The organism is Pseudomonas sp. H3_D04, assembly GCF_054669175.1.
On the sequence record NZ_CP162801.1, the window covers coordinates 3,866,324 to 3,878,809 of the forward strand.

Annotated in this window: 16 protein-coding genes; 8 read left to right on the forward strand and 8 right to left on the reverse strand. The window is 59.0% G+C overall.

Annotated features, from left to right (window positions below; genetic code table 11):
* Positions 1-119 precede the first annotated feature (119 nt).
* From AB4N91_RS17730 to AB4N91_RS17745, 4 genes are all read left to right on the forward strand, one after another.
* Entirely contained in the window at positions 120-1,076 is a 957-nt protein-coding gene (locus AB4N91_RS17730; RefSeq protein WP_010461308.1) for a LysR family transcriptional regulator, read from the forward strand.
* Positions 1,077-1,145: 69 nt separating this feature from the next.
* Positions 1,146-1,607, forward strand: coding sequence for a MarR family winged helix-turn-helix transcriptional regulator (locus tag AB4N91_RS17735; RefSeq protein ID WP_042932887.1), 462 nt, complete (start codon positions 1,146-1,148; stop codon positions 1,605-1,607).
* A 359-nt stretch (positions 1,608-1,966) separates the two neighbouring features.
* On the forward strand, positions 1,967-2,386 hold the full coding sequence (locus tag AB4N91_RS17740; protein WP_010461312.1) for an organic hydroperoxide resistance protein: 420 nt from the start codon (positions 1,967-1,969) through the stop codon (positions 2,384-2,386).
* Positions 2,387-2,419: 33 nt separating this feature from the next.
* Positions 2,420-3,433, forward strand: a complete 1,014-nt coding sequence (locus AB4N91_RS17745) for an alpha/beta hydrolase (protein WP_010461316.1) — start codon at positions 2,420-2,422, stop codon at positions 3,431-3,433.
* 174 nt (positions 3,434-3,607) lie between these two features.
* Here AB4N91_RS17745 and AB4N91_RS17750 read toward each other — a convergent pair whose 3' ends face one another.
* Together AB4N91_RS17750 and earP are read right to left on the reverse strand one after the other, a co-directional pair.
* Complete coding sequence (locus tag AB4N91_RS17750; RefSeq protein WP_007943632.1) at positions 3,608-4,177, reverse strand: elongation factor P; 570 nt, start codon at positions 4,175-4,177, stop codon at positions 3,608-3,610.
* Positions 4,178-4,225: 48 nt separating this feature from the next.
* Positions 4,226-5,383, reverse strand: coding sequence for an elongation factor P maturation arginine rhamnosyltransferase EarP (earP, locus tag AB4N91_RS17755; RefSeq protein WP_010461321.1), 1,158 nt, complete (start codon positions 5,381-5,383; stop codon positions 4,226-4,228).
* 124 nt (positions 5,384-5,507) lie between these two features.
* Here earP and AB4N91_RS17760 point away from each other — a divergent pair, with 124 nt between their 5' ends.
* On the forward strand, positions 5,508-5,918 hold the full coding sequence (locus AB4N91_RS17760) for a hypothetical protein (protein ID WP_010461324.1): 411 nt from the start codon (positions 5,508-5,510) through the stop codon (positions 5,916-5,918).
* 2 nt (positions 5,919-5,920) lie between these two features.
* Positions 5,921-6,403 (forward strand): GreA/GreB family elongation factor, encoded by a 483-nt coding sequence (locus tag AB4N91_RS17765; protein ID WP_145308647.1) that lies wholly within the window; start codon positions 5,921-5,923, stop codon positions 6,401-6,403.
* A 6-nt stretch (positions 6,404-6,409) separates the two neighbouring features.
* Here AB4N91_RS17765 and cysB read toward each other — a convergent pair whose 3' ends face one another.
* The 5 genes from cysB to AB4N91_RS17790 all read right to left on the reverse strand — a co-directional run bounded on the left by cysB (position 6,410) and on the right by AB4N91_RS17790 (position 10,369).
* On the reverse strand, positions 6,410-7,384 hold the full coding sequence (gene cysB, locus AB4N91_RS17770; RefSeq protein WP_010461327.1) for an HTH-type transcriptional regulator CysB: 975 nt from the start codon (positions 7,382-7,384) through the stop codon (positions 6,410-6,412).
* 115 nt (positions 7,385-7,499) lie between these two features.
* On the reverse strand, positions 7,500-8,003 hold the full coding sequence (locus tag AB4N91_RS17775; RefSeq protein ID WP_010461329.1) for a universal stress protein: 504 nt from the start codon (positions 8,001-8,003) through the stop codon (positions 7,500-7,502).
* 95 nt (positions 8,004-8,098) lie between these two features.
* Positions 8,099-9,004 (reverse strand): 5'-nucleotidase, encoded by a 906-nt coding sequence (locus AB4N91_RS17780; protein WP_010461331.1) that lies wholly within the window; start codon positions 9,002-9,004, stop codon positions 8,099-8,101.
* 25 nt (positions 9,005-9,029) lie between these two features.
* Positions 9,030-9,986 (reverse strand): putative 2-dehydropantoate 2-reductase, encoded by a 957-nt coding sequence (locus AB4N91_RS17785; RefSeq protein WP_200667971.1) that lies wholly within the window; start codon positions 9,984-9,986, stop codon positions 9,030-9,032.
* Positions 9,983-10,369 (reverse strand): YbbN family protein, encoded by a 387-nt coding sequence (locus tag AB4N91_RS17790; RefSeq protein WP_460111391.1) that lies wholly within the window; start codon positions 10,367-10,369, stop codon positions 9,983-9,985. The genes AB4N91_RS17785 and AB4N91_RS17790 overlap by 4 nt, the downstream gene beginning before the upstream one ends.
* On the opposite strand from AB4N91_RS17790, the gene AB4N91_RS17795 reads away from it, so the two are divergent.
* The gene (locus AB4N91_RS17795) at positions 10,368-10,811 is read left to right on the forward strand and encodes a PilZ domain-containing protein (RefSeq protein ID WP_010461337.1); all 444 of its coding nucleotides are present in this window, start codon (positions 10,368-10,370) and stop codon (positions 10,809-10,811) included. The genes AB4N91_RS17790 and AB4N91_RS17795 overlap by 2 nt on opposite strands.
* A 161-nt stretch (positions 10,812-10,972) precedes the next feature.
* Positions 10,973-12,049 carry a 3-deoxy-7-phosphoheptulonate synthase gene (locus AB4N91_RS17800; RefSeq protein ID WP_010461339.1) on the forward strand — a complete coding sequence of 359 codons (1,077 nt, stop codon included), beginning with the start codon at positions 10,973-10,975 and terminating at the stop codon, positions 12,047-12,049.
* A gap of 66 nt (positions 12,050-12,115) precedes the next feature.
* On the opposite strand, the gene AB4N91_RS17805 is transcribed toward AB4N91_RS17800, so the two are convergent.
* Positions 12,116-12,403: a GNAT family N-acetyltransferase gene (locus AB4N91_RS17805; protein WP_010461341.1), complete on the reverse strand. Its 288-nt coding sequence runs from the start codon at positions 12,401-12,403 to the stop codon at positions 12,116-12,118.
* Between the last annotated feature and the right edge of the window lie 83 nt (positions 12,404-12,486).

Sequence of the window (12,486 nt, forward strand, 5' to 3'; positions counted from 1 at the left end):
ACTCAATCACAGACGATTTTCCTTTTATCAGGCCATTCATCCTACGCAGTCGGCGCTGGCAGGGAAACGCACAGCAACGCACAATGGCTGTGCCAACTTCGCACAAGCGCTGACACACCATGAACCCGAATCAATTGACCGATCAACTCGGCCTGTTCCTTGATGTGCTGGAAACGGGGAGCTTTTCCGCGGCCTCCCGGCGACATCCGCTGACGCCTTCGGCGGTGGCGCGACGTATCGACAGCCTGGAAAACGCAGTCGGCAGCCAGTTGTTCATTCGCAGCACCCACGCGGTGCGTGCTACTCCTGCTGGCCTGGCGTTCGCCGAGCGGGCGCGACGGATTGTGGCGGAACTGCGCCTGGCCCGCGCCGAAGCCGTATCCCTGAGCAGTGCGCCGGAGGGCTTGATCCGCATCGATGCGCCAGCGGCGTTCGGCCGACGGCACTTGGCGCCGGTGATTGCCGACTTCCTGATGCTCTATCCGGGCCTCGACGTGCAATTGCATTTGATCGACAGTTTTGTCGACATGCAGGGGCTGAACCTGGGGAAGGTGGATCTGGTGCTGCGCGCAGGTCAAATGGCCGACACCCGTCTGGTGGCCACGCCGCTGGCAAGTATGGTGCGCATTGCCTGTGCCAGCCCGCAATACCTGAAACGCCGCGGCGTCCCGACCGAACCGACGCAGTTGATCGAACATGACGGCCTTGACTGGGACGGCCTGGCCCCACCCTTTGCCTGGCGCTTTGAGCGCGACGGGCACCTGCACCTGCATCGCCCGGCGCGCATCCGCATGAGTGCCAACAATGCCGAAGCACTGGTCTGTGGGGCGTTGGCGGGGCTGGGCATCGCGCATTTGCCGACCTGGCTGGCCAGCGAGTACCTTTTGCGTGGCGAGTTGCTGCCGCTGTTTTGTGAAAACGGCTTGCCTCCACCGGAGACCACCGGCATCTATGCATTACGTCTTGAGCAACAACCCAACTCCCGAAGCCGCTTGTTGCTGGAGTATCTGAAAACCCGCTTCAGCCCGATTCCGCCGTGGGACCTGGCACTGCAAAACACCCTGGACCGGCATTAGTCTAGAATTGTCTGGTGCATTAAAGATTCGCCCGCTAGATTCATGACGATCACTGATCAAGGCTTTGAAATGACCACCGAACGCACCACCCCGGATAACTGCGACCCGCTGCTGCTGGATAATCAGGCTTGTTTCGCCCTGCATTCCACCTCGCTGCTGATGACCAAGGTCTACAAGCCGTTGCTGCAAGCGCTGGGCCTGACCTATCCGCAGTATCTGGCGATGATGGTGTTGTGGGAGCGGGACGGGCTGACCGTAGGCGAAATCAGCACGCGACTGCTGACAGACCCCGGCTCACTGACCCCCTTGCTCAAACGCCTGGAGGTCGAAGGATTGCTCAGTCGCACCCGCAGCCGAGAGGATGAACGGGTGGTGATCGTCGAGCTGACCGAACAGGGCCGTGCGTTGCGCGACAAGGCACGCAGCATTCCCCAGTGCATCCTCGGTGCAAGCGGAATGACGCTTGAGAGATTGCAAAAACTGCAAGCGGAGCTGCAAGAGCTGCGTAGCAATCTGCAAGACAGCCTTTAATCCCTCAATCCCCCCAAATCCCTGTGGGAGCGAGCCTGCTCGCGATTGCAGTGTGTCATTGAGCATTGATACTGACTGACACTCCGTCATCGCGAGCAGGCTCACTCCCACATTTGTTTTTGTGGTGTCCCAGTTGATCGGGTTGCTTCCTTCGAAAAAATCTTCCGCTAAAAAATCCTGCCGCGACCGCTCTAACTCAGCACATCCAATCCGCGTCCCCCTTCAAGCCAAAACTTTTTCAAAAAATATCTTGCGCACTAACTATTAGCGCGATAGATTCATCTCGCACTTACTTAGCGCGCAAACATTTAGCGCAAACATTTAGCGCAAACAAATCAAATCTGAACGAGGCTCACACCATGCAAACTCTCTACACCGCAATCGCAACCTCCACTGGCGGCCGTGACGGTCGTGCGGTTTCCAGTGACAACATCCTCGACGTCAAACTCGCCACCCCGAAAGAACTTGGTGGTGCCGGCGGCGCAGCGACCAACCCCGAGCAATTGTTCGCCGCCGGCTACTCCGCCTGCTTCATCGGCGCGCTGAAATTCGTCGCCAGCCAGACCAAACGCAGCATCCCGAACGACGCGTCGATCACCGCCCATGTCGGCATCGGCCAGATCCCTGGCGGTTTCGGCCTGGACATCGACCTGCACATCAGCCTGCCAGGTCTTGAACAAGCCGACGCGCAAAGCCTGGTCGAGGCGGCTCACCAAGTCTGCCCGTACTCGAACGCGACCCGTGGCAACGTCGATGTGCGCCTGCACGTCACCGTCTAACCGCCGACTACCAGGCCCGAACAGGAAATGAACATGAACACTTTCAGCAAAGTCTTGACCGGCACCCTTCTCGCTATGTCCATCAGTAACGCGTTCGCAGGTGATGGGGTTGAACACAACACCCAGGCGTTCCTCGACGTTCTGAATGCCGGCACCGGCAAACCGATGGAACAACTCACCCCCATAGAAGCCCGTGCGGTGCTGGTGGGTGCGCAAGCCTCGGTGAAACTGACGCTGCCAAAAGCCGATGTCAGCGAGAAGACCATCCAGGTCGACGGCCAACCGCTCAGCCTGACCATCGTCCGGCCGGCCGGTGTCAAGGGCGAGCTGCCAGTGTTCATGTTCTTCCACGGCGGCGGATGGGTGCTGGGAGATTTCCCGACCCACGAACGTCTGGTACGCGACCTGGTGACGGGGTCGGGTGCAGCAGCGGTGTTCGTCAATTACACCCCGTCCCCGGAAGCGCATTATCCGGTGGCGATCAACCAGGCCTACGCCGCGACCAAATGGGTGGCCGAGCACGGTAAAGAGATCAACGTCGACGGCAAACGCCTGGCCGTGGCCGGCAACAGCGTCGGTGGCAACATGGCAGCCGTGGTTGCACTGATGGCCAAAGACAAGGGCACGCCGGCGATCAAGTTCCAAGTGCTGCTGTGGCCGGTGACCGATGCCAGCTTCGAAACCGCGTCCTACAACCAGTTTGCCGAGGGTCACTTCCTCACCAAAAACATGATGAAGTGGTTCTGGGACAACTACACCACCGACGCCAAACAACGTAACGAGATCTACGCCTCGCCGCTGCGGGCCACCACCGCGCAACTGAAGGGCTTACCGCCTGCGCTGGTGCAGACAGCCGGTGCCGACGTGTTGCGCGATGAAGGTGAAGCCTATGCCCGCAAACTCGACGAGGCGGGTGTGCCGGTCACATCGGTTCGTTACAACGGGATGATTCACGACTACGGCTTGCTTAACGTAGTGAGCCAGGTGCCGGCGGTACGGTCGGCGATGCTGCAAGCGTCCGAAGAACTCAAGCAACACCTGAAATAACACCGCCCCCTGTAGGAGCGAGGCTTGCCCGCGAAAGCGTCGTGTCAGTCGACATCGATGTTGAATGACACGACGCCTTCGCGGGCAAGCCTCGCTCCTACAGGGGCGGGTGTTTCAGACAGGCACAAAAAAGCCCGACTCAATGGTCGGGCTTTTTCATTCCTGAAGCTGTGCTTATTTAGCACGGCCTTTGTAGGAACCGCCTTCGCGGGTATCGATCTCGATCATGTCGCCGATTTCGATGAAGTCGGCAACCGACAGCTCGGTACCGTTCTTCAGTTTGGCAGGCTTCATCACCTTGCCGGAAGTGTCACCGCGAGCGGAACCTTCGGTGTAGTCAACCTGACGCACGATAGTGGTCGGCAGTTCTACGGAAACCAGACGCTCTTCGAAGAAGATCGCTTCGCAAACATCGGTCATGCCTTCTTCAACGAAAGGCAGAACGGCTTCGATGTCTTCAGCGTTCAGTTCGTACATGGTGTAGTCAGTGGTGTCCATGAACGTGTAGGTGTCGCCGCTGATGAAGGACAGGGTCGCTTCTTTGCGGTCGAGGATTACGTCGTCCAGTTTGTCGTCAGCGCTGTAAACGATCTCGGTCTTGTAACCGGTCAGCAGGTTTTTCAGCTTGGTCTTCATGATCGCGCTGTTACGACCGGATTTGGTGAATTCAGCTTTCTGAACCAGCCAAGGATCGTTTTCGAGACGGATCACGGTACCGGGTTTCAGTTCTTTACCAGTTTTCATTGCGAATATCCGAATTTGGATGGGATTTACAAAAATCTAGGCCGCGTATCATATCCAATTTACATAAAACTGTACCAGCGCCGCGGCAAGATCGGCCTGCAAGGCCTGTTCCAGACACCACGTCTCGGCGTGTTTTTGCAGCTCGGGCCAGTGTTTACGGGTCGCAAGCCAGTGGTCGGACATATCATGACCCGCATTCCACGCACGCCAAAGACCGCTGATCGCCTCGCCGGCAGGCTCGGACAGGCCTTTCGTGTACAGCGTCAGGAAGGCGTCGAGCTTGTCCAGGTGGATGTCTTCGTCCTGCTGATAGATGTGCCAGAGCAGCGGCCGCCCTGCCCATTGCGCGCGGACAAAGGAATCTTCACCGCGCACGGCGTTGAAATCGCAACACCAGAGCACGTGATCGTATTGATCCTGTCGGACGAACGGCAGGATTTGTACGGTCAATTGATCTCGCACATGCAACGCACCGGCGGCCAATCCGTCGACGCCCAGCCAGCGTGCGACATCCCCGAGAATCCGGCCTTCGGGCACCAACAGATGCGTGGGTGTCGAATCGACGGCCATCACGTCCAGCCAACTGGCCAAGCCGCTATTTTCGTAGGCAAATAGCGAGATCAGTTGGGCATTGGGCGCGCGATCAATCCCAAGGCCTTGCAGGAATGCTCGCTGCGCCTCGGGGTCTTGCTGAAACTGCCTGCGACGTTCAAGCAAACCGCTTTCACGCAGCAAGCCGCCCGTGCCTTTCTGGAACCCCGGAAAGAAGAAGTACTTCTGCACATTCTTGTACTTCACCGACGGCAAACCGTGACAACCGATCACCCAGTCTTCGGCGCTCAGGTAGTCGAGGTTCATCCACAGCGGCGGCTTTTCCCGCGAAGCCATGGCGTCCATGTAAGGGCCCGGCAACTGGCAGGCGAACGCGGCGATCACCACATCTGCGGCTTCAGCGGGTTGCCATTCGGTGGGCCACTGACGCACCTCCACACCCTGCTGCCATTGCTGCGTGGCGCTGATGTCGATTTCAGGACAGATACGTTCAAAGGCCCGCAGGTCATCGACCCACAACCGCACCGCCACGGCATGCTCGGCCACCAACTGTCGGGCCAGGCGCCAGGTCACGCCGATGTCGCCAAAGTTGTCGACCACGGTGCAAAAAATATCCCAGCGCCAGCGGTTTTTCACTTGAGGCATTTCAGGCATTCCAGGCTCCCGTTGGCAAAGGCGCCGATTGTCCGCATAAATTACCTCACGCAGAAGAGCCGACGGCGATTAATCTTCGTGCGACAATCGCCATTTGCCCGCGACCACCCGCCAGGAGGCAGCCATGCCCTACCGTCCCGCCCCGCGCCGCCCGTTGCCGATTCAGCTCAATGCGCTGCAATTGACCGGCAGCATTGCCCTCGGTCTGTGGCTTGGATTCCTCGCAATTGCGCTGACCTGCTGGCTCGCCTCGCGCCTGCTGTTCAGCGAGCAACTCGCGCCGGTCGCAGCCGCTGTAGAGCAACTGGCCAAGCCGCCAGTGGTAGTGCAGCCGGTGCCGGACATCCCGGCGCAAAGCCCGCTGTTCGAACAGTACGAAGAGAACCTGCGCAAGAACGAGCAGCAGCAACGCATGGATCAGGCCCGCAGCAGCGGTCGCAACCTGTCCAATCCGAAATGCCAGTTCTGGCTGCAACAGGACCAGACCGCTCCGAGCGAAAAAAGCCGCGCCAATGTCCTGCAATTCTGCGACTGATCATGAATAAGCAAACCGTCCACCAACTGATTCTCGACAAGCTTCGAATCGATCTCGACATCGCCGAACGTGCCGCGCAAACCGCTTACGAAACCGCGACCCACGAAGAAAACATCGCCGAAAACAAGTACGACACGTTGGGGTTGGAGGCGTCTTATCTGGCGGCCGGACAGGCCAGGCGTGTCGAAGAAATCAGGCAGTCACTCGTGCTTTGCCAAAACCTGGCCTTGCGCCCGTATGACCCACAACGCGGGATCGAAGTGGGCGCCCTGCTCGGCCTGGAAGACGAAAAGGGTCGTGAGCAGTGGCTGTTTCTGGCGCCTGACGCAGCGGGTCTGAAAGTCGATATGGTCGGACAGATGATCACCGTCATCACCCCTCGCTCACCGCTGGGTAAAAGCCTGCTGGGCAAGTTCGAAGGGGACGAGGTAGAGATTCTGGTGGCGGGCGCTCGGCAACAGTTTGCTGTTACCGAGGTGATTTAAAAGGGATCAGTGGACCGGCAGTTCGACGCCGTCGAACAGCTCTTCCAACTCCTGCTTGTTGTGGCACTGAATGGCCTTGGCCATGACTTCGCGGGTCAGGTGCGGCGCGAACTTCTCGATGAAGTCGCACATGAAACCACGCAGAAAGGTGCCACGACGGAAACCGATTTTAGTGATGCTGGATTCGAACAGGTCGCTGGCATCGAGCATGACCAGATCGCTGTCGAGTTTGGCATCGACTGCCATTTTTGCCACGATGCCCACGCCCAGGCCCAGACGAACATAAGTCTTGATCACGTCGGCGTCGGCCGCGGTGAACACCACTTTCGGCGTCAGGCCGCGATGGCTGAAGGCTTCATCGAGTTTCGAACGGCCGGTAAAACCGAACACGTAAGTCACGATCGGGTATTCGGCCAAGGCTTCGAGAGTCAGCTTGGACACCTTGGTCAGCGGGTGGCCCTGAGGCACGACCACGCAGCGGTTCCAGCGGTAGCACGGCATCATCACCAGGTCGCCGAACAGCTCCAGGGCTTCGGTGGCAATGGCGAAATCCACGGTGCCGTCAGCGGCCATTTCAGCGATTTGCATCGGCGAACCCTGGTGCATGTGCAGGGCAACGTCCGGGTACTGCTTGATGAAATTGCTGATCACCGGCGGCAAGGCATAACGTGCCTGAGTGTGCGTAGTGGCGATCGACAGGGTGCCTTTCTTCTCGTTGGAGAATTCCTGGGCGATCTGCTTGATGCTTTCAACCTTGCGCAGGATCTCGCCGGCGGTGGTGATGATGCGCTCGCCGGCTGGGGTGACGCGGGTCAGGTGCTTGCCGCTGCGGGCAAAAACCTCGACGCCCAGTTCGTCTTCCAGCAGACGGATCTGCTTGCTGATGCCCGGTTGCGAGGTGTAAAGGCTTTGGGCCGTAGCGGAAACGTTGAGGTCGTGGTGCGCCACTTCCCAGATGTAGCGCAGTTGTTGAAGCTTCATATGAATCCCTCAAAGCAAGGTAGACGCCACGGGCATCAGCGACGATATATAACTATATTAATGGTTCGAAGAATAAATCTAGAACTTTTTTGTCAAATTGCCACTATCTGTTGTTCTAGCGATCCCCTTGGCGGCGACGTTCAACCAGCGGCACCAGGTAAACCGGCACCCGAGACAGTTGCAACACCCGCGCAGCGGTTCGGCCCAGGGGTGTTTCCGCACCTGCACCATGGCTATGACTACCTACGATCAACAAATCCACGGAGAGTTTCTGCGCCTGGTCGAGAATCACCTGTGACGGGTCACCCTGCAGCACCCGCACCGCTTTGATCCGCTCCAGATCCTGCTCCCCTTCATCCCCCAACTCCTCTCGAAAGCTGTCGAGCACCCGCTGCTCGATATTGGCGATCACCGTATTCAAGCCCTGACTGTGAAACTCGTTCAAGGCCTGCTCATCGAGGTAACTCTGCAGCACTGATTCGGCAAACAACCCCATGGGTTCAACGGCGTGCACCACATACAAATCAGCATTGAATGTCCGCGCCAGCGCCAAGGCATGCTGCATCACCAACGGTGCGTACAGCCCGAGGTCCGTGGCATACAGCATCGAATGAATCATATGACCTCCTCGCGTGCCAACATGGCGGAGATTTGATTCAGCTTAGCAGTGCCTTGGCGAGTGCGACGTGCGGCGTAACGTGTTGAACGGAGGGCTTAAACTTTTTGCTCGTTGCTGATGCCGTGGGGCACATGGCCGGTGGCGACCACTTCGCGGGCCAGTTCACAATGTCCGGCCTGGTCGTCGAAAAACACATCGGCGGCGAACGCTTCGAGAAACGCCGACTTGGTCAGCCCACCAAGAAACAGCGACTCGTCCAGACGAATGTCCCACTCGCGCAAGGTACGAATCACCCGCTCATGGGCTGGCGCCGACCGCGCCGTCACCAGGGCGGTGCGGATCGGGCAGGCGTCATCGGGAAACTCGCGTTGCAACAGATTGAGGGCGGCGAGGAAGCCTTTGAACGGACCTCCGCGCAAAGGCTCGCGGGCCGATTCGCGTTCGCTGGCCTGGAACGCTTCCAGGCCGCCGGACTGATAGATCCGCTCGGACTCGTCGGAAAACAGCACGGCATCACCGTCAAAGGCGATGCGCAATTCATCGCTGGCTGCACGGCTGGCACCGCCCGACAGAATGGTTGCTGCAGCAAATCCGGCATCCAGCGCGCTGCGCACGTCTTCGGCGTGGGTGGAGAGAAACAGGTCGCAGCCAAAGGCCTTGAGGTACGGATAAGGACTGCGCCCGCCAACGAACGCCGCGCGGGAAATCGCCAGGCCATAATGATTAATCGAGTTGAATACGCGCAGGCCGGTGTCGGCGCTGTTGCGCGACACCAGGATCACCTCGACCCGGGCCCGACCGAGGCTGGCGTTCAGATTGAGCAGTTTCTCCACCAACGGAAACGCATCCCCGGGCGCGAGGATTTCGTCTTCGTGCTCGATCTGATATTGCCGGTAGGCTTCGACGCCGCTCGACTCATAAACCTTGTGGCTTTCGTCCAGGTCGAATAGCGCTCGCGACGAGATCGCCAGCACCAGTTTGTCGTCGATAGTCTTTGCCATGCCCTTCCCCCTCAGGTTGATCGACTTACGTGTTGCGTCGATCGATAAAACTCAAGCCGCGATACAAGGCCTCGATTCGCGGCAATTCGCAACCCGCCGCCTTGGCCGCCGCCAGAGGTCGCGCGTAAATTGCCTGCAGTTCCAGCGGTCGTTTGTGCAGAAAATCGTGGTACATGCTTGGCCAATAGTCGGGCATTTTCTCGGTCACCTTGAACAAATGCTCGGCATACCCGGCCGGTATGTCGTGACCGCAAGCGATTGCCCCCTGAACCACTTCGGCCATCAGCGCCTGGATCAGTTCCCGGCTGTCGGCATCGGCCATCAACGGCGTGGTGCTGGCCCCAAGCAGAACCGACAGGCCGTTGTAAGGGATATTCCAGACCAGCTTTTGCCAGCGTGCCTGGTGCAGATTCGGCATGGCCTGAGAGTCGATGCCGGCCGCGCGGAACAGTCCGGCGCCCTCCTCGACAATCGTCATTCGCGCCTGCTCATCGGCTGCGGGACCGCTGTGGTAGCCGACGTTCACCGCGCCGAGCGCTTGATGGGTTACGACGCCAGGCCCTTCGCGATGGACGCAGATAAAACACAGCCCGCCGAGCAGGTGCAGGGAATCGGGAAGTAACTCACGCAAGCTGTCTTCGACGTCCAGGCCATTTTGCAACAGCAGGACGTTGGCATTCGGCGCGGCGGCCTGGATGATGGCGGGCGCGAGGTCCGCGTTGCTGGTGGTTTTTGCGCCGACCAGCAACCAGTCACAAGCGGGCATGTCCTCAGCAGAGGAATAGGCCTGGACCGGGTTCAGCGTCAATGCGCCATGCACCGCACTGTCAACGTGCAGCCCGCGTTCGGCGACCGCTGCAAACTCACTGCGCAACAAGAAGTGCACATCGAACCCGGCACGCGCCAGCATCACCCCATAGAACCCGCCGATCGCGCCGGTTCCGATAATACCGATTGTCGGTTTGGCAACTGCCCCCATCATGGCAACTCCTCTGCATGTCGACTGAACGCCTGGCGCACGGCTTCATTGAGCCCGGTGCTGGTCAGGCGCGACTGTACTGCCCCGAAAAACTCGCCGTCGCGCACTACAAACAGCGCCGGCAAATGAAAAACCTGATAACGCTCGACCAGCCCGCCATTGTCTCCGGCATCGATCCAGCACAGCCGGTCGATCGCCAGATCGAGTCCTGGCAATTGCTCGCGGGCAAAACGGCAACTGGCGCAGCCGACACTGGTGAAAATCACCAGCGACACACCGCTCATCGCCAGCAGCCGCTGGTCGGCGTCGAAATCAGTCAGTTGCAATTCGACCACTATACTGGGGGGAACAATGTCAAATGGCCGACACAGGGAGTTTGTGTTCATGGGACGTTTTTTACCTCACCCTGACGATGTGCCCGTCGAGTTAACGTTGCTCAAGCATGAGTGCATTTCGCGGCAACGGCTGCACACTATCAGCCTCGGCGGCATGGCTTGCAATTACCACCGCGCCTGGCGCCACGGTACGGCGCTGGAAGTGCGCATGCCAACGTTGAATCCCGATTTGCGCTATCTGGGTTATGTGGCCTGGTGCCTGCGACGCAAACGCGGTTACCTGGTGGGCATTGCCTTCGTCGACGAACAGATGCTGTTCAGTGCGCGAATGGGCGAGCAGGTTTGCCAGATCGAACGTTATTGCCGCCTGCGTGACGCACACGATGACCTGCAGGATATTCAGGCCCTGGCCCTCGACTGGGTCCAGCAGCATGCCGACGAGTTCTCTCACGACACGGTTCGCAAGGCATTTGCACAGCCTGCGCTGGGTTAGGCAACGCTCTCAATTAGTGAGAATGCCCCTAAAACCAGCGTCTGCCCATTGTCGAGCAGGCGCGTAACGCGCTAAGGTTCGGCTCCCCGACGCGCTTAATTTGCTGTGCTCCGCCGCGCGGGTTCGCTGGCGGCCGGCACCCGTGACCTGACGAGTAAACGATGGCTGATTTACCGATCAACGACCTAAACGTCGCTTCCAACGAGACCCTGATCACTCCCGATCAGCTAAAGCGTGACATCCCTCTGAGCGACGCTGCCCTGCGCACTGTCACCAAGGGCCGTGAAGTCATTCGCAATATTCTTGATGGCACCGACCACCGCCTGTTTGTTGTCATCGGGCCTTGCTCGATCCACGACATCAAGGCTGCCCACGAATACGCCGAGCGCCTGAAGGCGCTTGCGGCTGAAGTGTCCGATACCCTGTATCTGGTCATGCGCGTGTATTTCGAGAAGCCACGCACCACCGTCGGCTGGAAAGGCTTGATCAACGACCCGTACCTGGACGACTCGTTCAAGATTCAGGACGGTCTGCACATCGGTCGTCAATTGTTGCTGGACCTGGCCGAAATGGGCCTGCCGACCGCAACTGAAGCCCTCGACCCAATCTCCCCGCAATATTTGCAGGACCTGATCAGCTGGTCGGCCATCGGCGCGCGCACCACCGAATCCCAGACTCACCGTGAAATGGCCTCCGGCCTGTCCTCGGCAGTCGGCTTCAAGAACGGCACCGACGGCGGCCTGACGGTCGCTATCAACGCCCTGCAATCAGTTTCCAGCCCTCACCGCTTCCTGGGTATCAACCAGGAAGGTGGCGTGTCGATCGTCACCACCAAGGGCAACGCCTACGGCCACGTGGTCCTGCGCGGTGGCAACGGCAAGCCGAACTATGATTCGGTCAGCGTCGCGCTCTGCGAGCAAGCGTTGAACAAGGCGAAGATCAAGCCGAACATCATGGTCGATTGCAGCCACGCCAACTCCAACAAGGACCCGGCCCTGCAACCGCTGGTGATGGAGAACGTCGCCAACCAGATCCTCGAAGGCAACCAGTCGATCATCGGCCTGATGGTCGAAAGTCATCTGAACTGGGGCTGCCAGGCCATCCCGAAAGACCTCGCCGACCTGCAATACGGCGTGTCTATCACTGATGCCTGCATCGATTGGTCCGCTACCGAAAATACCTTGCGCAGCATGCACGCCAAGCTCAAGGATGTGCTGCCCAAACGCGCTCGCACCTGATCACGTTTCGCCGCACACAAAAACGCCGGGCTAAACCCGGCGTTTTTTTGTGTTCGTATTTTAAGGTTACTGGCTCAGCTTGGCGGCATGCCGCTGGTGACGCTCCATGTAGCGCTCGACGTAAGAGCACGATGGAATGACGGTGTAACCCATTTCCTCAGCGTACTCCAACGCCTTCTCGGTCAAGGCTGCCGCAATGCCGCGACCACGCAGCGCGTTGGGCACAAAGGTGCGATAGATATCCAGGGTCTGTTTCCCCAGATCCATATAGGTCAGGTAGGCACGATGACCGTCCACACTGGTCTCGAACTGATGACCAGCCTGGTCATGGTGGATGGACAACGCCTCGCTCATCACTACTCCTCGCGGGTCTTGAATTCTGACCCCTACCTTACCGATGTTTTTCCGGCGAAGGAACATCTACGCCACCTCGTGCC

Excerpts from the sequence above, each read along its gene's own strand:
- AB4N91_RS17730 (WP_010461308.1), top strand. The coding sequence starts at position 120 with ATGAACCCGAATCAATTGACCGATCAACTCGGCCTGTTCCTTGATGTG.
- AB4N91_RS17735 (WP_042932887.1), top strand. The coding sequence starts at position 1,146 with ATGACCACCGAACGCACCACCCCGGATAACTGCGACCCGCTGCTGCTG.
- AB4N91_RS17740 (WP_010461312.1), top strand. The coding sequence starts at position 1,967 with ATGCAAACTCTCTACACCGCAATCGCAACCTCCACTGGCGGCCGTGAC.
- AB4N91_RS17745 (WP_010461316.1), top strand. The coding sequence starts at position 2,420 with ATGAACACTTTCAGCAAAGTCTTGACCGGCACCCTTCTCGCTATGTCC.
- AB4N91_RS17750 (WP_007943632.1), bottom strand. The coding sequence starts at position 4,177 with ATGAAAACTGGTAAAGAACTGAAACCCGGTACCGTGATCCGTCTCGAA.
- earP (WP_010461321.1), bottom strand. The coding sequence starts at position 5,383 with ATGCCTGAAATGCCTCAAGTGAAAAACCGCTGGCGCTGGGATATTTTT.
- AB4N91_RS17760 (WP_010461324.1), top strand. The coding sequence starts at position 5,508 with ATGCCCTACCGTCCCGCCCCGCGCCGCCCGTTGCCGATTCAGCTCAAT.
- AB4N91_RS17765 (WP_145308647.1), top strand. The coding sequence starts at position 5,921 with ATGAATAAGCAAACCGTCCACCAACTGATTCTCGACAAGCTTCGAATC.
- cysB (WP_010461327.1), bottom strand. The coding sequence starts at position 7,384 with ATGAAGCTTCAACAACTGCGCTACATCTGGGAAGTGGCGCACCACGAC.
- AB4N91_RS17775 (WP_010461329.1), bottom strand. The coding sequence starts at position 8,003 with ATGATTCATTCGATGCTGTATGCCACGGACCTCGGGCTGTACGCACCG.
- AB4N91_RS17780 (WP_010461331.1), bottom strand. The coding sequence starts at position 9,004 with ATGGCAAAGACTATCGACGACAAACTGGTGCTGGCGATCTCGTCGCGA.
- AB4N91_RS17785 (WP_200667971.1), bottom strand. The coding sequence starts at position 9,986 with ATGATGGGGGCAGTTGCCAAACCGACAATCGGTATTATCGGAACCGGC.
- AB4N91_RS17795 (WP_010461337.1), top strand. The coding sequence starts at position 10,368 with ATGGGACGTTTTTTACCTCACCCTGACGATGTGCCCGTCGAGTTAACG.
- AB4N91_RS17790 (WP_460111391.1), bottom strand. The coding sequence starts at position 10,369 with ATGAACACAAACTCCCTGTGTCGGCCATTTGACATTGTTCCCCCCAGT.
- AB4N91_RS17800 (WP_010461339.1), top strand. The coding sequence starts at position 10,973 with ATGGCTGATTTACCGATCAACGACCTAAACGTCGCTTCCAACGAGACC.
- AB4N91_RS17805 (WP_010461341.1), bottom strand. The coding sequence starts at position 12,403 with ATGAGCGAGGCGTTGTCCATCCACCATGACCAGGCTGGTCATCAGTTC.